The 18010-nt window shown below is 69.9% G+C and carries 21 protein-coding genes and 2 pseudogenes; 20 read left to right on the forward strand and 3 right to left on the reverse strand.

What is annotated here, in order from left to right:
• Positions 1-87 precede the first annotated feature (87 nt).
• From ABZU69_RS33740 to ABZU69_RS33770, 7 genes are all read left to right on the forward strand, one after another.
• On the forward strand, positions 88-426 hold the full coding sequence (locus ABZU69_RS33740) for a hypothetical protein (RefSeq protein ID WP_354968324.1): 339 nt from the start codon (positions 88-90) through the stop codon (positions 424-426).
• A 46-nt stretch (positions 427-472) separates the two neighbouring features.
• The gene (locus tag ABZU69_RS33745; RefSeq protein ID WP_354968343.1) at positions 473-844 is read left to right on the forward strand and encodes a hypothetical protein; all 372 of its coding nucleotides are present in this window, start codon (positions 473-475) and stop codon (positions 842-844) included.
• 1 nt (position 845) lies between these two features.
• The gene (locus ABZU69_RS33750) at positions 846-1115 is read left to right on the forward strand and encodes a metal-sensitive transcriptional regulator (protein WP_354968325.1); all 270 of its coding nucleotides are present in this window, start codon (positions 846-848) and stop codon (positions 1113-1115) included.
• Positions 1116-1249: 134 nt separating this feature from the next.
• Complete coding sequence (locus ABZU69_RS33755) at positions 1250-2650, forward strand: MBL fold metallo-hydrolase (protein WP_354968326.1); 1401 nt, start codon at positions 1250-1252, stop codon at positions 2648-2650.
• Positions 2651-2664: 14 nt separating this feature from the next.
• Entirely contained in the window at positions 2665-2985 is a 321-nt protein-coding gene (locus ABZU69_RS33760) for a hypothetical protein (protein ID WP_354968327.1), read from the forward strand.
• The gene (locus tag ABZU69_RS33765) at positions 2951-3553 is read left to right on the forward strand and encodes a rhodanese-like domain-containing protein (RefSeq protein ID WP_354968328.1); all 603 of its coding nucleotides are present in this window, start codon (positions 2951-2953) and stop codon (positions 3551-3553) included. The genes ABZU69_RS33760 and ABZU69_RS33765 overlap by 35 nt, the downstream gene beginning before the upstream one ends.
• The gene (locus tag ABZU69_RS33770) at positions 3550-4440 is read left to right on the forward strand and encodes a sulfite exporter TauE/SafE family protein (RefSeq protein WP_354968329.1); all 891 of its coding nucleotides are present in this window, start codon (positions 3550-3552) and stop codon (positions 4438-4440) included. The genes ABZU69_RS33765 and ABZU69_RS33770 overlap by 4 nt, the downstream gene beginning before the upstream one ends.
• A gap of 603 nt (positions 4441-5043) precedes the next feature.
• On the opposite strand, the gene ABZU69_RS33775 is transcribed toward ABZU69_RS33770, so the two are convergent.
• A complete protein-coding gene (locus ABZU69_RS33775; protein WP_354968330.1) occupies positions 5044-5640 on the reverse strand; it encodes a TetR/AcrR family transcriptional regulator in 597 nt (198 codons plus the stop codon).
• 69 nt (positions 5641-5709) lie between these two features.
• On the opposite strand from ABZU69_RS33775, the gene ABZU69_RS33780 reads away from it, so the two are divergent.
• From ABZU69_RS33780 to ABZU69_RS33790, 3 genes and pseudogenes are all read left to right on the forward strand, one after another.
• Entirely contained in the window at positions 5710-6084 is a 375-nt protein-coding gene (locus tag ABZU69_RS33780; RefSeq protein WP_354968331.1) for a nuclear transport factor 2 family protein, read from the forward strand.
• Between the two features lie 176 nt (positions 6085-6260).
• Positions 6261-6884 carry a M56 family metallopeptidase gene (locus ABZU69_RS33785; protein WP_354968332.1) on the forward strand — a complete coding sequence of 208 codons (624 nt, stop codon included), beginning with the start codon at positions 6261-6263 and terminating at the stop codon, positions 6882-6884.
• A gap of 180 nt (positions 6885-7064) precedes the next feature.
• A pseudogene (locus ABZU69_RS33790) lies at positions 7065-7709 on the forward strand (ABC transporter permease); the annotation flags it as partial.
• A gap of 348 nt (positions 7710-8057) precedes the next feature.
• Here the strand turns inward: ABZU69_RS33790 and ABZU69_RS33795 are convergent.
• Positions 8058-8639 carry a hypothetical protein gene (locus tag ABZU69_RS33795; RefSeq protein WP_354968344.1) on the reverse strand — a complete coding sequence of 194 codons (582 nt, stop codon included), beginning with the start codon at positions 8637-8639 and terminating at the stop codon, positions 8058-8060.
• Between the two features lie 364 nt (positions 8640-9003).
• On the opposite strand from ABZU69_RS33795, the gene ABZU69_RS33800 reads away from it, so the two are divergent.
• The 9 genes from ABZU69_RS33800 (at position 9004) to ABZU69_RS33840 (ending at position 16829) form a co-directional block, all read left to right on the forward strand.
• Positions 9004-9681: a response regulator transcription factor gene (locus ABZU69_RS33800; protein WP_354968333.1), complete on the forward strand. Its 678-nt coding sequence runs from the start codon at positions 9004-9006 to the stop codon at positions 9679-9681.
• 88 nt (positions 9682-9769) lie between these two features.
• Entirely contained in the window at positions 9770-10324 is a 555-nt protein-coding gene (locus tag ABZU69_RS33805) for an RNA polymerase sigma factor (protein ID WP_354968334.1), read from the forward strand.
• Complete coding sequence (locus tag ABZU69_RS33810) at positions 10321-11058, forward strand: hypothetical protein (RefSeq protein ID WP_354968335.1); 738 nt, start codon at positions 10321-10323, stop codon at positions 11056-11058. The genes ABZU69_RS33805 and ABZU69_RS33810 overlap by 4 nt, the downstream gene beginning before the upstream one ends.
• Positions 11055-11801 (forward strand): ABC transporter ATP-binding protein, encoded by a 747-nt coding sequence (locus ABZU69_RS33815; RefSeq protein WP_354968336.1) that lies wholly within the window; start codon positions 11055-11057, stop codon positions 11799-11801. The genes ABZU69_RS33810 and ABZU69_RS33815 overlap by 4 nt, the downstream gene beginning before the upstream one ends.
• Positions 11798-13252, forward strand: coding sequence for a hypothetical protein (locus ABZU69_RS33820; RefSeq protein ID WP_354968337.1), 1455 nt, complete (start codon positions 11798-11800; stop codon positions 13250-13252). Before ABZU69_RS33815 ends, ABZU69_RS33820 begins: the two co-directional genes overlap by 4 nt.
• Complete coding sequence (locus tag ABZU69_RS33825; RefSeq protein ID WP_354968338.1) at positions 13249-13926, forward strand: hypothetical protein; 678 nt, start codon at positions 13249-13251, stop codon at positions 13924-13926. The genes ABZU69_RS33820 and ABZU69_RS33825 overlap by 4 nt, the downstream gene beginning before the upstream one ends.
• A gap of 80 nt (positions 13927-14006) precedes the next feature.
• Positions 14007-15422, forward strand: coding sequence for a HAMP domain-containing sensor histidine kinase (locus ABZU69_RS33830; RefSeq protein ID WP_354968339.1), 1416 nt, complete (start codon positions 14007-14009; stop codon positions 15420-15422).
• 108 nt (positions 15423-15530) lie between these two features.
• Positions 15531-16085, forward strand: a complete 555-nt coding sequence (locus tag ABZU69_RS33835) for a phosphatase PAP2 family protein (RefSeq protein ID WP_354968340.1) — start codon at positions 15531-15533, stop codon at positions 16083-16085.
• Between the two features lie 54 nt (positions 16086-16139).
• On the forward strand, positions 16140-16829 hold the full coding sequence (locus tag ABZU69_RS33840) for a VTT domain-containing protein (RefSeq protein WP_354968341.1): 690 nt from the start codon (positions 16140-16142) through the stop codon (positions 16827-16829).
• Positions 16830-17173: 344 nt separating this feature from the next.
• Here ABZU69_RS33840 and ABZU69_RS33845 read toward each other — a convergent pair.
• Positions 17174-17422: pseudogene (locus ABZU69_RS33845) on the reverse strand (TOBE domain-containing protein); the annotation flags it as partial.
• Between ABZU69_RS33845 and ABZU69_RS33850 the strand changes: the two are divergent.
• Positions 17403-17873 (forward strand): hypothetical protein, encoded by a 471-nt coding sequence (locus ABZU69_RS33850; RefSeq protein ID WP_354968342.1) that lies wholly within the window; start codon positions 17403-17405, stop codon positions 17871-17873. The pseudogene ABZU69_RS33845 and the gene ABZU69_RS33850 sit on opposite strands and share 20 nt — an antisense overlap.
• The last annotated feature ends 137 nt before the right edge of the window (positions 17874-18010 follow it).

An 18010-nucleotide genomic window follows, 5' to 3' on the forward strand; every position in this document is an offset into this window, starting at 1 on the left:
GTCCCGGCGGCGGGGGGTTCGAACTGTGTGAGGCTTCCGGTCATTGACGCCTCCGGTGCACCGTGTAGTCGTCAACATCCTTGTGCCGTGTTGCGGCCGAACGACCAGCCAGTCCCGTATCTGACAGAGTTCGGCGGCGGCGTTAATCCCGACGTGGAGGCCGGCGAGTGGCGGAACCTCGATGTGTCCAGCGCGATCGACGCGGCCCGCGGCGTGGGTGACAAGCCCGAGTATTTGCAGTGGGCCGTCCAAGATCCATACTGCAAGACTGCAGGGAGGCACTCCGCGGCCGCTCGCCGATCCTTCACGCGGGCGCTGCGGATGCTCAAGGTGAAACCGACTGAGGTAGTCACGGATGCCGCGCCGGTCTATCCCGGCGTGCTCGACGAGCCTGGTGCCTTTGGCGTAGCGCCACGTCGAGCGTAATGCGAACAACCCGATTGAGGCCGATCACGGTCAACTCAAGCGCCCGCTGCGACCAATGCGCGGACTTGGGACTGATCGGACCGCTCAAGTGGTGATCGCCGGCCATGCCTTCCTGCAGGAGCCTGCGCCGCGGTCACTACGAACTCGTAGTCGCCGCCCGCCCGACATTGCGGGTCGCTGCGGCGTTCACCAAACGCGACTCACTGAGGAGCGGCAGGCGCGTCTGCCTGGTGGCTGGGGCGCCCGGCATGCCGCGCCAGGTGGGGGGCGGAGACGGGCAGGATGCAACCGGGCACATCGCGGACGAGTTGGCGGCCGGGCGCGACCACCTTGGCGACGGTTCTGGGCTAGGGCGGAGATCATCACCCGGGGCATACCCGGGGGGGTATGTGTTACCGTGGGATGCGGAGGTAGATGAGATGAAGTTGCGTCCCGAGATGACCGGCGAGGCCCTGACTCGCTTGAAGCGAGCCCGAGGGCAGCTCAATGCGGTCATCGAGATGATGGAGAACGGCGAGGACTGCCGTGAGGCGCTGACCCAGCTTGCTGCGGTGTCGAAGGCGATCGACCGGGCGGGCTTCAAGATCATCGCCTCCGGGATGCGGCACTGCTCCGCTGCCCGTGATCGCGGCGATCAGCCGGAGATGACCGAAGAGGAGCTGGAGAAGCTCTTCCTGGCCTTGGCGTGAGCCGCCGGGGCTGACTCTGGTAGGCCCAGGCGGCGTGTGACCCGCCCGGGCGGGTAAACGCGTGTTCGATTTCGACCAAGGGTGACGACTAATCCCCGGATACCCCCGGGGGTATAACTGGAAGGAGTGGACGGATGGCGATGCAGGTGTCGGTCATCGCGACCTCGTCCCTGGGTGACCGCAGCTACCTGGCGACAGACGGCCGGGTGGCGGTGGTGGTGGACCCACAGCGGGACATTGACCGGATCGTGTATCTCGCGGGGGAGAAGGGTGTGGGGATCACGCACGTGGTGGAAACGCACATCCACAACGACTACGTCTCTGGTGGCCTGCAACTGGCCCGGCTCACCGGCGCGGAGTACCTGGTCTCCGCCCACGACGAGGTGGGCTTCGACCGCATGCCGGTGTCCGACGGCGACCAGGTGACCGTGTCCGATGGGCTGCGGCTGCGGGTGGTCGCCACTCCCGGGCACACCTTCCACCACCTTTCCTACGTGCTGGACGAGCCCGGTGACGGTGGCTGGTCTCCGGTAGGGGTGTTCACCGGCGGCTCGCTGCTGTTCGGCACGACAGGCCGCACCGACCTGCTCGGGCAGCAGCACGCTCACACGCTGGCCCACCAACAGCACACCTCGGCGAAACGGCTGGCTGACCTGCTGCCCGACGGGGCCCAGGTATGGCCGACGCATGGGTTCGGCAGCTTCTGCTCGGCCAGCCAGGCCGACGCCTCCGAGTCGACCATCGGCCGTGAGAAGCAGGCCAACCCGGCGCTGCGGCTGGCCGCCGACCAGTTCGTGATTGAAACCCTGGCCGGGCTGGACGCCTACCCGGCGTACTACGCCCACATGGGCGTAGCCAACACCGCCGGACCGGCTCCCGTCGACCTCAGCCCCGTGACCCGCGCCGACGCCGGTCAGCTGCGGGAACGGATCGCCGCCGGCGAGTGGGTCGTCGACCTGCGACACCGCAAGGCGTACGCCGCCTCGCACCTCGCCGGCACGATCGGCCTCGGCCTGGACGGGCCCATGTCGACCTGGCTCGGCTGGCTGATCCAGTGGGGCGTGCCGATCACCCTCCTGGCGGAGACCCCGGAGCAGGTCGCGGGCGCCCAACGGGAGCTCGTCCGCATCGGTATTGACCGTCCGGCGGCGCAGGCCACCGGAACCCCCGAGCAGTGGGCGACCGACCTGACCGACCTGCGGGAGCTGACCGTCGCCGACTTCGCGGCCCTCGCAGCCGCACATTCGGGCAACATCCCCGACGGCCTGCCCGCCCCGCGGGTGCTCCTGGACGTCCGGATGACCAACGAGTGGAACGCCGGCCACATCGACGGCGCGGTGCACATTCCACTGCCCGACCTGCCCAAGCGCCTTCGCGACGTGCCGGCCGGAACCGTCTGGGTGCACTGCGGCTCCGGCTACCGCGCCACCGCCGCCGCGTCGCTGCTGGCCAACGCCGGCCACGACGTCGTCCTGATCGACGACATGTTCGGCCGGGCCGAGCAGGCCGGCGTGCGCATGGCCGCCTCGGTCTGACGATCGCCGCCCTCGTGCCGCGCCGACCACTCGACAGTGGCGTCGCCGGCGTCCTGCACGCCACCACACCCCTGTGGTCCGTGCTGGTCGCCCTCGCCCTCGGCGCGGAACACCGACCTCACCTGGCACGCCTCGCCGGGCTGCCGGACTTCACCGTCGCCGCCCTGCTCTGCAACGCCCTGCCGTTCCTACTCACCAACATCAGGCAGCAGAGCGTCGCACGCGGGCACCCCGACCACGTGGGCCCTACGCCCCACCAGCGGCCCGAGCCCCGAACCGACTCCAATCGAAAGGAAGCGCATGAGCACGACCCCGACGAGCCCCGCGACGCTTGACACGGCCACCCTGCGCGCGCTGATCGCCGCCGGGCAGGCACCCCGGCTGCTCGACGTCCGCACCCCCGGTGAGTTCGAGACCTCGCACATCCCCGGCTCCTACAACGTGCCGTTGGACCTGCTCAAGGAACACCGCGAGGAACTGCGCCACCACCTCGACGAGGACGTTGTCCTGGTCTGCCGCTCCGGCGCCCGCGCCGCCCAGGCCGAACAGGCCCTCGCCGGCGTGGGCCTGCCCAACCTGCGCGTCCTCAACGGCGGCATCATGGCATGGCAGGCGGCCCACGCGCCGATCAGTCAAGGCAAACCCCGCTGGAACCTGGAGCGCCAGGTACGCCTTGCCGCCGGCTCCATCGTCCTGGCCAGCATCCTCGCCTCGGTGTTCGTACCCGGCCTGAAGTGGATCGCCGGCTTCATCGGCGCCGGCCTCACCTTCGCCGCGCTGACCAACACCTGCGCCATGGGCATGCTGCTCGGCAAACTCCCCTACAACCGCGGCGCCACCTGCGACCTGGACAGCGTCGTCGCCCAACTGCAGCGGGAGCCTACGACCGGGCGGCAGGAATGACTGGCAGCATCGCCCTGACCGCCGGGTTGGCCGTACTGATCGGGATCAGCCTCGGTCTGCTCGGCGGCGGCGGTTCGATCCTGGCCGTACCGCTGCTGATCTACGTCGCCGACCTGCCGGCCAAGGAAGCCATCGCCACCTCGCTGCTCGTCGTCGGCGTCACCAGCGCTGTCGGCGTGCTGCCGCACGCGCGGGCCGGGCGCATCCGGTGGCGCACCGGGCTGCTCTTCGGCGTCGCCGGCATGGCCGGTGCCTACGCCGGCGGCCGCCTGGCCCAGTTCATCCCGGCCGGAGTGCTGCTGACCGGGTTCGCCCTGATGATGCTCGCCACCGCCATCGCGATGATCCGCGGCCGGCGTGCCGCAGAGGCTCGGCCGGTGCCGCACGAGCTTTCCGTCCTGCGGGTCGCTCTCGACGGCGTCGTGGTCGGCCTGGTCACCGGCCTCGTCGGCGCTGGCGGCGGCTTTCTGGTGGTCCCGGCACTGGCCCTGCTCGGCGGCCTGCCGATGCCCGTCGCCGTCGGCACCTCGCTGGTCGTCATCGCGATGAAGTCCGTCGCCGGCCTCGCCGGATACCTCTCCAGCGTCAGCATCGACTGGGGCCTGGCCGGCGCCGTCACCACCGCCGCCGTGATCGGTAGCCTGCTCGGCGGCCGGCTCGCCAGCCGTGTTTCCGAGAACGCGCTGCGCAAGGCATTCGGTTGGTTCGTCGTGGTGATGGGCGTGTTCGTCCTAGCCCAACAGATGCCCGGCCAGGTAAGGGCCAACCCCCTGCCATGGGCCACCCTCGGCCTGACCGCTGTGGTGGCAGTCGGCATCATCGTCCGGCAAAACCGACGGCGTGGCCGGCAAACCGCCCCTGAGGTCGTGGCGGCCGCACGCCGCTGAGACTCGGGGGGGTCCGAGATCGCCTCACCACCGTGGGCGAGCATCAACGTGAGATCCCCGCGAGCCGTGCCCGGGTCGTGCACACCACGTCGCCGCCGCAACCCTGCAAGGGTGTCGCCGCATGCACCGGTCAGCCCGGTCGCGTCAGCGACGTCAGCCAGCAGCGGAGCGTTGGCATGCACGAACCAAGCCACGCCCGTCGGCGCTCACGAATGACCTTGGGCGAATGATGAGGACCTCCTGTCATGAAGTGGAGCTGCTGAAGGCGACCACGTCACAAACCAGGACATCCTCGTGTCCTCACCCAACGCAGCGCTGAGTCCACGTGCCCAGCTGCGTCTGGCCAAGTTCATGGTGAATGAGGGCTGGCCGGTCGCCCGCCATTGCGACCTGTGCCGATGCGGCGGCGGCACGGCCGGCCAGGCGAATGGTGCGTACAGCCTCACAACGGGTCACGGCGGGTCTCCAGGTCTCAGGCGTGGCAGCGGACGCACTGACATGCCGATGAGCGTGCGTCGGCGACCGAGGTCGAAGCAGGTGCAACATGCTGGGTGCGCCGATCAACATCGAGTGGGCACGGGAGTGGCGGGAGACCGTCGCTGATCAGGGCTCGCGGGCGCCGTACACGCGCAGGATGCTGTGGCGCAGCGCTGCCGCCGTCTGCGCGGTGGTCATGCGGCCAGCGGCAACTTCGCCGCCGGCCGCGTGCCCGAGCGCCATGGTCGCGGAGACCAACCAGGCCGGGCTGACGGTGCTGTCGAACTCGCCGGTGACCTGGCCACGCCTGATCAGCCGCTCCAGGCGCTCGGTGACTGCGGCATGCTGACGGTCGGAGTCCGCCTGGTCGGCGGCGGTCACCGAGGGGTGCAGGAGCAGCGGGTACCGGTCGAACAGCCGCCAGGTGACGTCCAACCAGCGCAGCAGCGCCTCGGTGACGGTGCCGCTGTCCACGTCGGCGGCGTCGAGGGCGGCGACGGCTTCGGCGGTGATGCGGTCGATGACCGCGGCCACCAGCAGCGGCCGGGACGGGTAGTGGGCGTACACGGTTTGGCGGGTGACGCCAGCTGTGGCGGCGACCTGTTCCACCTTCGCCGCCGGATGCCGACCGAGCACCTGGACGGCGGCGTCGAGTACCGCGGCGGCGCTGCGCTCGGCGTCGGAACGCCGCCGGCGGCGCCGACCATCTGTTATCTCTGACACGTTGTCTAATCTACCGCCTTGCATTAACGTAGACACCGTGTCAAAGATAACTCGATTCAGGGAGATCAAATGACGCCCCGTACCGACCTGACCGGCTACCTGGCCCGCTATCCGCAGGAGGCAGGGCTGGGCGACGAGGATCCGGCAACCGTGCTGGACCGCTACCACACGCCGGACTATGAGCTGGTCAACGACGGCGTGCTGCTGGACCGGAAGCGGCTGCTGGATCACATCCGTCCGGCCCGCAAACGGGCCATTGGTCTCCGTGTCGAGGTGGAGCAGGCGCTGGTGGACGGCGGCCAGGTGGCCGCCCGGTACCGGCTCATCGCGGAACTGCGCAAAGGCGGCACCATCACCACGGAGATCTACATGTTCGGGGAGTTGGCTGCCGACGGTCGACTGCGCCGCGCCATCCAAGCCACGCGGGCGATCCCATCAGAATAGTTCCAAAAGTTTGCCAAGCGGCGCCTCGACGGTGATGACCACAGTGAGGTTCGCGCCCGCCCGATTGGGCTGCGCGCTGGCCGGCTGAACCGCGTACGACCCGGTCGGATTTTGTGTCCCAGCGGTGGCTAGGGGTCGGGGATCACGGTGGGAGCAGCCGGGTGCACTGAACGGCGTTGAACTGCATCCGACGGGGGCGCCGACACCGCCGCGCGTTGCACCTCGGCGGCCAGGCCGCCGGGCCCGACACCGACCCGCTGGTGGTACTGCCCGACTCCACTGCCCAGGCGTTCGCGGTTCCGGGCCGGCCCGGCCGTGTTGTCGTGACCACCGGCATGCGCCGGCTGCTCACCGACCGCCAGTTCGACGCGCTCCTCGCACACGAATACGCGCACCTGAGTTCGGGTCATCACCGGCTGGTCCAGTCGGCCGAGCTCGCCGCCGCGATGCATCCGGCCCTCTGGTGGGTCGCACGTCACGTCGACTATCTCGTCGAACGAGCCGCCGACGAGCAGGCCGCCGTGGAGGTGGGCAACCGCCACACCGTCGCACACGCGATCGGCGTGGTCGCACTGGCTTCGCGGGTTGAGATGGATGTCCCGCGAGGCCTGTACGCCGCATCGCCGGGGGGAGTCGTTCCTCGCCGGGTGGCCCAGCTGCTGCGACCGCACGCCACCCTCCGCTCACCCGCGCTGCACGGGCTGCCGGTGGCGCTGGCGCTGTCGTCGCTGATCTGGTCCGGCGAGGCGGTCTACGACTTCGTTCAACTGATCGGGGCGCGGCCCGGCCAGGCTGATTAGCGGCCGCCGGCTAGCCCGATTTTCCGGAGCACACTTCGGCAGCTACTGCTCCCTGTTCGACGCTCCCGCCGGACAGGGGCATCATTCGAGCGCGCCGGCATGTCCGTCACAACCGCCGGGACCGGCGGCCCCTGCACCCCTGGCCGGGCGGAGCGGGAAACTGATGGCATGTCCTCGACGATGCTCGTGGTTGGCCCGAAGCTCGGCGTTGCGCTGGTCGTGCTGACCCTCGTGGCGGCGGCCGTCGTGACCCTCGGGAAACTGGGCCACGGCCGGCAGGTGACGGTCGCCGCCGTCCGTGCCGCGATTCAACTGGGTGCCGTGTCGGTGCTGATCGCCGGCATTGTGGTGTCGCTGTGGGCCACGGCCGCGTTTGTCGTCCTGATGTGCGCGGTGGCGGCGGGCACCTCCGGTCGGCGGATTACGGGCGGCAGTCGGGGGTGGTGGGCCGGTGTGCCGATCGTGGCGGGCAGCATGGCCGTGGTGGCGGGGCTGTTGTTGGCGGGCCTGGTGCCAATGCGGGGTATCGCGATCATCCCGGTCGCGGGGATCCTGATCGGTGGGGCGATGACCGCGACGTCGTTGGCCGGGCGGCGTGCGCTCGACGAGTTGACCAGCAGGCGCGGTGAGGTGGAGGCCGGCCTGGCCTTGGGTCTACTTCCCCGTGACGCCGTGCTGCTGGTGTGCCGTCCGGCGGCCGGACAGGCGTTGGTCCCGGCACTCGACCAGACCCGGACGGTCGGCCTGGTGACCCTGCCCGGCGCGTTCGTCGGCGTGCTGCTCGGCGGAGCGAGCCCACTTGCCGCCGGAGTGACGCAGTTGGTCGTCCTCGTCGGGCTCCTCGCCGTGGAGGCCGTCGCCGTCGTTCTCACCGTCGAGCTGGTGGCCAGTGGCCGTCTCCAACCCGCCGGGCCGAACCCCGACCAGGCCACTGGCGCAATTCGATGTCGCAACGGCCGCAACGGCTTGCCTGATGGCAGTCGTCCGCTTCCATTCATTGCGGTCGGTCGTCGAACGTGCAAGCACCGGCCTAGGTCGGCAGCTCGTGGGCTCGGGATGCCTGGCCGATCACAGGCCGTTTCGCCTGCCCGGCCGGCGTCCGCGACGGCGGGAGACCACTGGGACGGAGCATTGTCTTCGGCTGGCCGCCGTCCGGATCGCGGCGCGGGCTGTTCAGATTCTGACCTGCCTGGGAACGGGCGGTGCGGCCGGTGGGCACGACGGTGCGGCGACCGCGCTCGGTCGCAGATTCGAAAGGTGACGCAACCATGTCGCGGTGGCTTTGATCATTCCGTCCTCGAACGCGAGGCGGGCACTCATCGCCGGGGATCCCTCGGCGGTGGCATCCGTCAGATTCCGCTGGCGTAGATGGGCCGCCGCCAGGCTGGTGCTGATGAACGCCTCGAACGTAGCCAGGTCTGCGCTATCGACGGCCAGTATGCCCTTGGTGTAGATCTCCTCGAGGCTGGCGTGCTCTGTCACGTCGGTCAGCCACGACTGTTGCCGGTGCTGGCCCGCTGCCGTCAGCACACACCTAGGCCGGTTCTGGTTCTTATTGTGCGGTGAGATCACGCGTTCCAACCGCACGTGCCCGGAGCGTGCAAGTCGGTTCACCGTCGTGGTGAACCGCCGAATGTCGACCGCCTGCTCGGGGCCGAGAAGCAGGGTGTGGCGTTGGTGCAGGTCGAAGGCGTTGGACGGCTGCCCGTTCAGCAGGACCAGCAGGACGTCGCCCAACGCCACGGGCGCGGACATCAGCGTCCTCCCCAACTCGTACTTATCCAGCCCTCGGCTCGTGGGCAGCAGCGACGACGGTGGCGAAACCGACTCGTGGGTGCCCTGCTGCGCGGCCTGCGGCCAACTGAGCCGAGGGCGATGAACTTTTACACAAGATGTAGAAGCAAGCAAGCGGAGGCTTGTCCGGATCGGTTCGCCTCGGGCCGCGTACTCGAACGTCACGAGGCGAGACGTGTCGGACCTGGATACCGGGGCCCTGCTCGGGTGACGGCACCTCAGCATCGGGGTAGCAGGCATGCCCCGCCCCTTCGCGCGCGATGATCGGAGGTGACGCGGACCCTGCCGGGTCCGCCGGGACTGCGGGCGGGAAGGAACGAACGGCGTGCGTGTGCTGGTCGTCGAGGACGAGACCGCCCTGGCGGAGGTGATCCGTACCGGCCTGACCGACGAGGGATTCGCTGTCGATGTGCAGCACACCGGGACCGACGGGCTGTGGGCGGCCACCGAGAACCCGTACGACGTGGTGGTGCTCGACATCATGCTGCCCGGCCTCAACGGCTATGAGGTGTGCCGGCAACTGCGGTCGCGGGACGTGTGGACGCCGGTGCTGATGTTGACCGCGAAGGACGGCGATTACGACCAGGCCGACGCGTTCGACCTCGGCGCGGACGACTATTTGATCAAGCCGTTCTCGTTCGTGGTGCTGGTGGCCCGCCTGCGGGCCCTGATCCGCCGCGGCGCCCCGGCCCGACCGGTGATCCTGACCGCCGGTGACCTGGCAGTGGACCCGGCCCGGCGGCAGGTGACCCGCGCTGGGCAACCGATCCGGGTGACCGCCCGGGAGTTCGCGCTGCTGGAGTTCCTCATGCGTCATTGTGGCGACGTGGTGTCCAAGCGGCAGATCATCGACAACGTTTGGGACGCGCACTTCGACGGCGACCCCAACATCGTCGAGGTGTATGTCGGCTACCTGCGCCGCAAGATCGACCAGCCGTTCGGCCGGCGGGCCATCCAGACTCAACGGGGCATGGGCTACCGGCTGGCCGCCGACGGCGGTTGACAGTGCCCCAAGTGGTGTCAGGCCTCAGCTCACAAAATGCGGGTGTGGTCGGTGAACCGATCCGCTCGGGAACGCAACAGTAGTGGCGATGGACAACGAGGATCTGATCGCTGCCATGGCCGGTGGTGACGAGAGCGCCCTGCGGGAACTGTTCTCGCGGCACGCCCCGTGGCTGGCGGGTCGGCTGCGCGCGGCGCTGCCGCCCCCCGACGTGGAGGACGTCCTGCAGGAGACCTTCCTGGCCGCCTGGCGGGGCGCTGCTACGTACCGAGGTGGGGGTGCCGGCGGTTGGTTGTGGGGCATAGCCCGCCGCCAGGGCGCGCTGTGGCTGCGCCGGCGCGGGCAACCCGCGCTGCTGCTGGCCGCCCTGGCCGAGACCGGTGACCACAACTGCGCAGACCCGGCTGAGACGGCGCTGTCCAGGGCCGAGCTTGCCGACGCCGTGAAGGTGCTAGGGCCGGAGGGCAGCCTGCAGCGCGAGACCTGGCGGCTGATGTACGTCGAGGACAAGTCCGTGGCTGAGGTGGCCGAATTGATGGGTGTTCCCGCGGGAACGGTGAAGAGCCGCGCGTACCAGATTCGCCGGCTGATGCGTGCTGCCCTACGGCGCCACGAGCCGGCGCGCGATGGAGGTGGGCAGTGACCAACGGTGATGTGATGCGCCGGGTCGAGGAGCCCGACGGGCGGGGCCCCGCACCGGAAGGTGTCGATCTTGATCGGGTCTGGGTCGGGGTGGCCGCCCAGGTGTGGCGTCGCCGCCCCGGGGCGGTGGAGCGGCTGGCTGGGCATCTGCTCCGCTCGCCGGGCCTGGCCCGGGCTTTGGTCACGACGCCGTCGCTGCTGCTTGGTTGGGTCATCGCCACCGCGGTGGTGCTGCTCGCCGGGCTCCTCGCCACGCTGAGCACCGGAACGCCGTACGTGGCGCTTCTTGCCCCTGCGGTCGCCGCGGCGGGCATCGCGTTCGCCTACGGCCCGGGCATCGACCCCGCCTGGGAGCTGTCGTGCAGCGTGGCCGTCAGCGACCGCATGGTGCTGCTGGTCCGGGCGCTGGCGCTGTTCGGTGTGAACGCGGCGTTCGGGCTGGGCGCTTCGGCCGCGTCGGGAACCGCCACGGCCGTCACGATCGGTTGGCTGGTCCCGATGACCGCGGTGTGCGCGCTGGCCCTGGCCGCCGCGACTGTCGCCCGGTCGGCGAACGTGGGCGTGGCCGCGGGCCTGCTCGGCTGGACGATCACCGTCCTGTCCGGGCAGGTAGCCGCCGGTCGGCTCACCGCCGCGGTCACCGACACCGCGCTCTGGCCTGCCTACCTGGCGTTCGCCGCCTGCTGTGCGGCGATCGTCCTCTACTCGACCCGGACACCGAGAGGAACGTCATGAACGTCGAGATCAGCGATCTCACCCGGCGCTTCGGCCGCACCGAGGCCGTGGCCGGGGTGACGATGGAGACCGGCCCAGGGGTGTTCGGTCTGTTGGGCCCGAACGGGGCGGGCAAGACATCGCTGTTGCGGATGTTGGCCACGGTGATCCCACCGACCTCGGGTCGGATCCGACTGCTGGGCCGCGACCCCGGCCAGTACGGACAGCGCCGGCAGATCCGGCGCCGGCTCGGCTATGTGCCGCAGAACCTCGGCTACTACCCGCGGTTCACCGTCGTGGAGTTCGTGGAGTACTTCGCGCTGCTCAAGGAGATGCCGCCCGCGCGGGTGCACCACGCGGTCGCCGCCGCGGTCGAGCGCGTGGGCCTGGGCGACAAGGCGACGGCGAAGCTACGCACTCTCTCCGGTGGGATGCTGCGCCGGGTCGGGATCGCGCAGGCCATCGTCAACGAACCTGAACTGCTCCTGCTGGATGAGCCGACCGCCGGGCTGGATCCCGAGCAACGGGTGGCGTTCCGTGCTCTGCTGCGCGACCTCGGCCAGCGCGCCACCGTCATGGTCAGCACGCACCTCGTCGAGGACGTCGGTGCCGCCTGCACCCAGGTCGCCCTCATGGACCAGGGGAAAATCGTCTTCCAGGGGACGCCGGAGGAGTTGACATCGCGCGCCGAGGGAACCACGGCGGCCGGCGATGCTCCACTGGAGCGCGGATACAGCGCGGTGTTAGCGCAGGCGCGGTCATGACCGCCGCCCCAGTGATCTCCGCGCTGGACGAAACGGCCCGTCGTACACGCGTGGCGATCACGGCGGCGGGAGGGCTGCTTCGCCTGGAGATGCGCCGCAGCGTGATGGTGTGGATGCTGCCACTGGTCGCCGCGCTGTTCTGGTTCATCACCTACCGGCCGAACATGGCGTACCCACCGCTGTGGAACGTCCGTGCGATGGCCATGCAGACGACAGCTCTGGCGGTCTTCGCGCCGACGGTGGTCGGCGCCTCCGCATGGCTGGGCTGGCGGGAGCGCCGTCACGGCATGGCCGACCTGGTCATCGGTACGGCCCGGCCGCGGTGGACTCGACAGCTCGCCACCTGGACCGCGACCACCTGCTGGGCGATCGTCGCCTACCTGGGATGCGTGAGCGTCTTGTACGCGGTGACCGCGTGGCAGGGCGCCTGGGGTGGGCCGCTGTGGTGGCCGGTCGCGGTGGGCGCCGCGAGTATGCCGGCGTTCTCCGCGCTCGGATTCGTAGCCGGGGTGCTGCGCCCCAGCCGGTTCACCGGACCGCTGGTCGCGATCGGTGTGTTCCTCGCGCTGCAGATCAGCCTGCAGTTCATTCACGGCGATGACTCGTACTGGCAAATCTCGCCGTTGGTTGCCGGCCCCTGGGAGATCGGGCCTGACCCGGGTGTGGCGACCTTCTACCGCTACCTGCCCGACCTTCCCGTCGCGCAGGTGTTGTTCCTCGCCGGCCTGACCGCGGCGTTGCTGGGCGTTCTCGGCCTACCCGCCGACGCCGGCGGGCGGTGGCTGCGCCGGTGCGCGGCGGCTATCACCGCGGCCGGGCTGCTGGCGGCCGGAACCGCGGTTGCGTTGGCCGGCACCGGCCGCCTCGACGCCCACGGCATGATCGCGATCCCGCTGCTGCACACCGCGGGCAACGATCGTCCAGTGCGCTACACGCCCGTCTGCAGCCACACCCCAATCCCGGTCTGCCTGCACCCCGCCTACACCGGCTACCTGCCCGCGGTGACGGACGCCCTCGAACCGGTGCTCACCGAGGTAGCGGGCCTGCCCGGCGCGCCAACGCGGATCAGCCAGGCCGCTGCGAGATATGAACAGGGGCCAGACAATCGCGTCAGCATCGGTCGGGCTGGCCCCCCTACGAGCGGCACGCCGCCGATATTCCACCTGCTCCTGCCCCATCAACTGACCACCGACGAGTTTGTTGCCGAGCTACGCGTGGACGCCGCGCCCAGCATCGTGAACAGCGTCGTAGGCGGTGGCCGCAACGCGAGTCCCGCGCAACAGGCGGTCGCGGAGGCCATCCTGGGCACATCCACCCTGACGCCCGCTAGTCCCGCCGCCGCAGCGGCGCAGCGATTAGCCGCGCTGCCGGCTGCTACCCGCCACGCCTGGCTCATGGAACACGTGGCGGCGCTGCGCGCGGGCCAGCTCACCCTGGCGCAGCTGCCGTGACCGCCAGCGAAACTCGCAATCGCGGGTACGCGATGGCACCCGGCGGCCCGGTGCGGGCCGGGCTCCGGCTGGCTCGTCTGCACCTGGCCAGCCGCCGCGTCCCGGCGGCCCTGGCGGCGGTGGCGGCCTGCGCCGTCGGACTGCGGGTCGCGCTGCGGTGGCAGTGGGAGGCCTACGGAGCGCTGCAGTTGCCGCTGATCTTCGAAACCGGTTGCGCCGTGGCCATCGCTGTCACCGCCACGAGCCTGCTCGGCGAGCCGGAACGCGTCACCGGCCGGTGGCTGCCCTTCCTGCGACTGGCCACCGCGCTGGCGCTGACCCTCGCCGCCGTCGGTGCGCTGGCCGCCGCTGGAGCCGGTACGCACCTGCCCGGCGGCGCCGTGGAGGTGCTGCGCAACCTGGCCGGGCTGGTCGGCGTCGCCCTGCTGTGCGCAGCCCTGTTCGGCGGCGCGCTGGCCTGGGCCGGCCCTACCGCCTATCTCATAATCGCCCTCTACGCGCTGTACACGCAGTGGCACGGCCCAGCGGTGACCACGCCCTGGATGTGGCCAGCCCGACCACCACACGACCTCGGCGGCGCACTGTGCGCCGGTGTGGTGTTCGTCGCCGGAGTGACGCTCATCGCGGTGCGCGGAGCCCGAGACACCGGCCCGGAGACCCCACGCAGCGGATGACCGGAAGAGACGTCGGGGGAGTCGCATCACCTCGCCGTCTCTCAGCGCCCTCTCAGCCCCGAGGACCCTAGGCTGCGGGTATGGCCGCCATGCTCACCCTGTTACAGGCCCCGGCCCGCTGGGCACGCCGCCGCCTGGGTGTACGGCTGCGCTCAGCGTTGGCCGCCACCATGGTGGTGGCAGTGACCTTCGGGATCGGCGCAGCGGCCTTCATCTACCTGGCCCGGGCCAACCTGGTCCGCGACGTGGATGCGACTGCCAGACAACGCGCCGCTGAGGTGGCCACCGCGGTGACGGGCGGAGACTCCGACGCCATCGCCCAGACGCTAAAGCCCAGCCCGGGGGAGCAGAACCTGGTGCAGGTCCTGGCGCCCTCGGGTGAGGTGGAGGCGGCGTCGCCGACCCTCGGCGGGGCAGAGCCTCTGTCCCCACTGCGCCCCTCCGCCGGTCAGACCCTGCGGGAACAGCGGACGCTGCCCTTTGCCGTCGAAGACCCCTACCGGGTGGTCGCGATCGGTGTCGGCACCACCTCGGGCACCCGGACCGTGCTGGTGGCCCAGTCACTACGACCAGTGCACGAGAGCACCGAGGTGATCGCCGCGATCCTGGTCGTCGGGTTACCGACGATGCTGCTGCTGATCGGCGCGGCCGTGTTCCTGTTCGTCGGCCGGTCGCTGCGTCCGGTGGAGACGATTCGCCGTCGGGTCGCGGGCATCACCGCCCGCGACCTGCATGCCCGGGTGCCGGTGCCGCAAGCCCACGACGAGGTGGCGGCACTCGCTGAGACGATGAACAGCATGCTCGACCGCCTACAGACGGCGGCGACCAGGCAACGCCGTTTCGTCGCCGATGCCAGCCACGAACTGCGCAGCCCATTGGCAACCCTGCAGGCCGGCCTCGACCGCCTGACGATGACACCCCTGCCCGGCGCGAACGACGACCTGGTCCGACTGATGCGCCGCGAGTCGCAGCGACTGGGCCGGCTGATCGCCGACCTGCTGCTGCTCGCCCGTATCGACGAGCACGGCCTCACGATGCGCCGTGAGGACGTCGACCTCGACGACCTCGCCTACATCGAACGGGACCACCTCACCGCCCGCCGACCCGACCTGACCGTCCGAACCCACCTCACCCCGGTCCGCGTGACGGGCGACGCCCACGACCTCGGGCGCGCGCTGCGGAACCTCGCCGACAACGCCGCCCGCCACGCGCGCCACGAGGTGCTCCTACGGGTCCGCGTCGACGACGGGTGGGGGTGCCTGGAGGTCACCGACGACGGGCCGGGCATTCCGCTGGGGCAGCGGCAGCGAATCTTCGAACGGTTCGTCCGGCTCGACGAGAGCAGGGCCCGCGCCGACGGCGGAAGCGGCCTTGGCCTGCCAATTACCCGCGAGATCGTCGCAGCGCACGGCGGGACCGTACGGGTGCTGCCCGGCCCAGGAACGACGATCCAGATCCGACTGCCGCTGACCAGCGACAACGAACCCGGCGACTGACCCGCACTGCGCAGGGCCGCCGACCCCTTCAGGCTCCTCTCAGCTGTGACCAGATTGGCTGGGCTCAGCCGGCCGAGGAGCCGGGTCGACCACGGGATCGGATGCCCGGTGAACTACCACCTGTTTCATCTCATCAACGCCGCCGCCGGACACAACGACCCGCTCGACGACGTGCTGGAGTGGTGCGCCGTCTGGCTGATCTACCTGCTCGGCGCTCTGGCCGCCGTCACGGTGCTGCTCGGACTGAAGTCCGGCGGCGGGTCGGTGGTCGTACGCGTCGGCGCGTCGTTGGCCCTGGCGTTCGCCGCCGGCCAGGTGGTCGCCGTGGCCAGCACCGAGGTCCGCCCGTTCCAGACGCACCCCGTGCACCAGTTGATCCCGCACGACCCGGGCGGGTCGCTGCCCAGCGACCACGCCACGGCGGCCTTCGCGGTGGCGTTCGCCGTCGGCGTGTTTCTGTCCTGGCGCTGGGGATTACTGCTCTCGGCGCTGGCCACCGTCATCGGATTCGCCCGAGTCTGGTCGGGCGTGCACTACCCGGCGGACATCCTCGCCGGCGCGGTCATCGGCGCGGGAGCCGTGCTGATCATCGCGCTCGCCGTACGCGTCCTCGACCGGCGCGCCCACCAAGACCGTCCCCGCGCGGCTGCCAGCCGCCGCTAGCCTCCTCGGCTTGCCCGCCCGCGTCACCCGTCACGCCCTCTCGGAGGTCTTCTCGTGTCAACGTCCCTCGCCCCGGTGGCCGTGGGTCCCAGTCTCCTCAACCCAGAGTGGTTGATCTCCACCTTCGGGCTGATCGGCATCCTCGCCATCGTCTTCGCTGAGTCCGGGCTGCTGATCGGGTTCTTCCTGCCCGGCGACTCGCTGCTGTTCACCGCCGGGCTGCTCGTCGCCGACGGCCACTACCTGCACCAACCGCTCTGGCTGCTCTGCCTGCTGGTGGCCGTCGCCGCGATCACCGGAGACCAGGTGGGGTACCTGTTCGGCAAGCGCGTCGGCCCGAACCTGTTCCGCCGACCCAACTCCCGCCTGTTCAAGCAGGACAACGTGCATCGCGCGAACGACTTTTTCGCCCGCTACGGAGCCCGGTCCGTGGTCCTGGCCCGGTTCGTGCCGATCGTGCGGACGTTCACCCCGATCATCGCCGGTGTCAGCCGGATGCACTACCGGACGTTCCTCATCTACAACGTCATCGGCGGGACCCTCTGGGGCGTCGGCGTCACCGTCCTGGGCTACTTCCTCGGCCAGGTCGCCTTCGTCAAGGCGAACATCGAGGTCATCCTGATCGGCATCGTCGTGGTCTCCGTACTGCCAATCGGAATCCAACTACTCCGATCCCGCCGCGCTGCCGGCACACCCGCAGCGGATGCCGCGGCAGCGGCAGAAGTAGCGCCCCGAATCGATTGACTCGCCGCACTAACGAGCCACTGACGGCTCTCGCATGCCACCGTCCTCTGCGGCGTCGAGGCGGACAGTGGTCGACGCTTGATGCGCGATTGGGGTCGGTAGCTGCCCGACCGCGACGGTTGCCGCCCAAAGTCCCTGAAGGAACGCCGAACTTGAGGCTGCTGACATGTACGAAGTCGACGACTGCCAGGTGCGTGCCCGTCTGGCTCGCCTCGGGCATCCGCGGGTGGATCTACGCCGACGCCACCGCCGGGTGGGCGGCGGGTCGTCGCCGGACCGGCCAGGGGCGTCGCCGATCTCGGGGACGCTGAGGTGAAATCCGTGGGTGGATGTCGTCGTCAGGGTCACTGGAGGACCTGGTTGCTTCTGTTCCGTGCTGCCCTGTCGTGTGGTTCTGGGTGTGGCTGGCTGTTATCGCGGGCTGGGTACACGCGGGTTTCGGTTGCTTTCACCGAGGCCCACAGCGGCTGTCCTGGGACGAGTCGTAGGTGCGCGGCGGCGGTCGGGGTGATGTCGGCGACTACGTCGATCGGACCGTCGAGTTGGATCCTCAGGTTGTCGCCGTGGCGTTGGATGCCGGCGATGGTGGCCGGCCCGCATGATGTCCGGGAGGTCTCCGTCGATGACCACGTCATCGTCTGCGCCCCTGACGCCGTCCACGACTGGGCAGACCTGGTGCAACACAACACCTGGGCGCACGAGTGCGTCCGCCTCGACTTCGCGGGGCCCAACAACTGGTCCGGAGACTGGCCGCTGGGTGACGCGTCCCGTTGGACACCGAACCGTGAGGATGTCCCGTCCTGGTTCGAGCCCGGTGACAACTTGATCTCGTGGGGGTGCTCCGTCAACGGCGACTTCCTCTTCTGGCACGTCAGGCCCGGCACGGCGCCTGACGACTGGCCTGTGGTGCTGAAGGAAAGAGGGCCGTACTGGGAGCAGTACTGCGTCGGATTCTCCGCGGCACTGGTCGGCCTACTCACCGGCGACGTTCAATCCGAATATCTCAGCCGTTGGCTTGGCGGACCGCACTCCTACGCTCTCTGACGAGGTGATCTTGGCATACGGCCTCTGCCGCAATCATTTGCTCGGATCTCATGGGTTCTGTCGGGTCGGTTCTTGGAGCAGACTCGGCGTCGGTAGCGGCTGGCGGGTCAGCACTCTCCGGATCTGACCCGTGCGAG

Source organism: Micromonospora sp. NPDC005206, assembly GCF_040608175.1.
Classification (GTDB): domain Bacteria; phylum Actinomycetota; class Actinomycetes; order Mycobacteriales; family Micromonosporaceae; genus Micromonospora.

Excerpts from the sequence above, each read along its gene's own strand:
- ABZU69_RS33750 (WP_354968325.1), top strand. The coding sequence starts at position 846 with ATGAAGTTGCGTCCCGAGATGACCGGCGAGGCCCTGACTCGCTTGAAG.
- ABZU69_RS33755 (WP_354968326.1), top strand. The coding sequence starts at position 1,250 with ATGGCGATGCAGGTGTCGGTCATCGCGACCTCGTCCCTGGGTGACCGC.
- ABZU69_RS33765 (WP_354968328.1), top strand. The coding sequence starts at position 2,951 with ATGAGCACGACCCCGACGAGCCCCGCGACGCTTGACACGGCCACCCTG.
- ABZU69_RS33770 (WP_354968329.1), top strand. The coding sequence starts at position 3,550 with ATGACTGGCAGCATCGCCCTGACCGCCGGGTTGGCCGTACTGATCGGG.
- ABZU69_RS33780 (WP_354968331.1), top strand. The coding sequence starts at position 5,710 with ATGACGCCCCGTACCGACCTGACCGGCTACCTGGCCCGCTATCCGCAG.
- ABZU69_RS33795 (WP_354968344.1), bottom strand. The coding sequence starts at position 8,639 with ATGTCCGCGCCCGTGGCGTTGGGCGACGTCCTGCTGGTCCTGCTGAAC.
- ABZU69_RS33805 (WP_354968334.1), top strand. The coding sequence starts at position 9,770 with ATGGACAACGAGGATCTGATCGCTGCCATGGCCGGTGGTGACGAGAGC.
- ABZU69_RS33815 (WP_354968336.1), top strand. The coding sequence starts at position 11,055 with ATGAACGTCGAGATCAGCGATCTCACCCGGCGCTTCGGCCGCACCGAG.
- ABZU69_RS33820 (WP_354968337.1), top strand. The coding sequence starts at position 11,798 with ATGACCGCCGCCCCAGTGATCTCCGCGCTGGACGAAACGGCCCGTCGT.
- ABZU69_RS33830 (WP_354968339.1), top strand. The coding sequence starts at position 14,007 with ATGGCCGCCATGCTCACCCTGTTACAGGCCCCGGCCCGCTGGGCACGC.
- ABZU69_RS33850 (WP_354968342.1), top strand. The coding sequence starts at position 17,403 with ATGCCGGCGATGGTGGCCGGCCCGCATGATGTCCGGGAGGTCTCCGTC.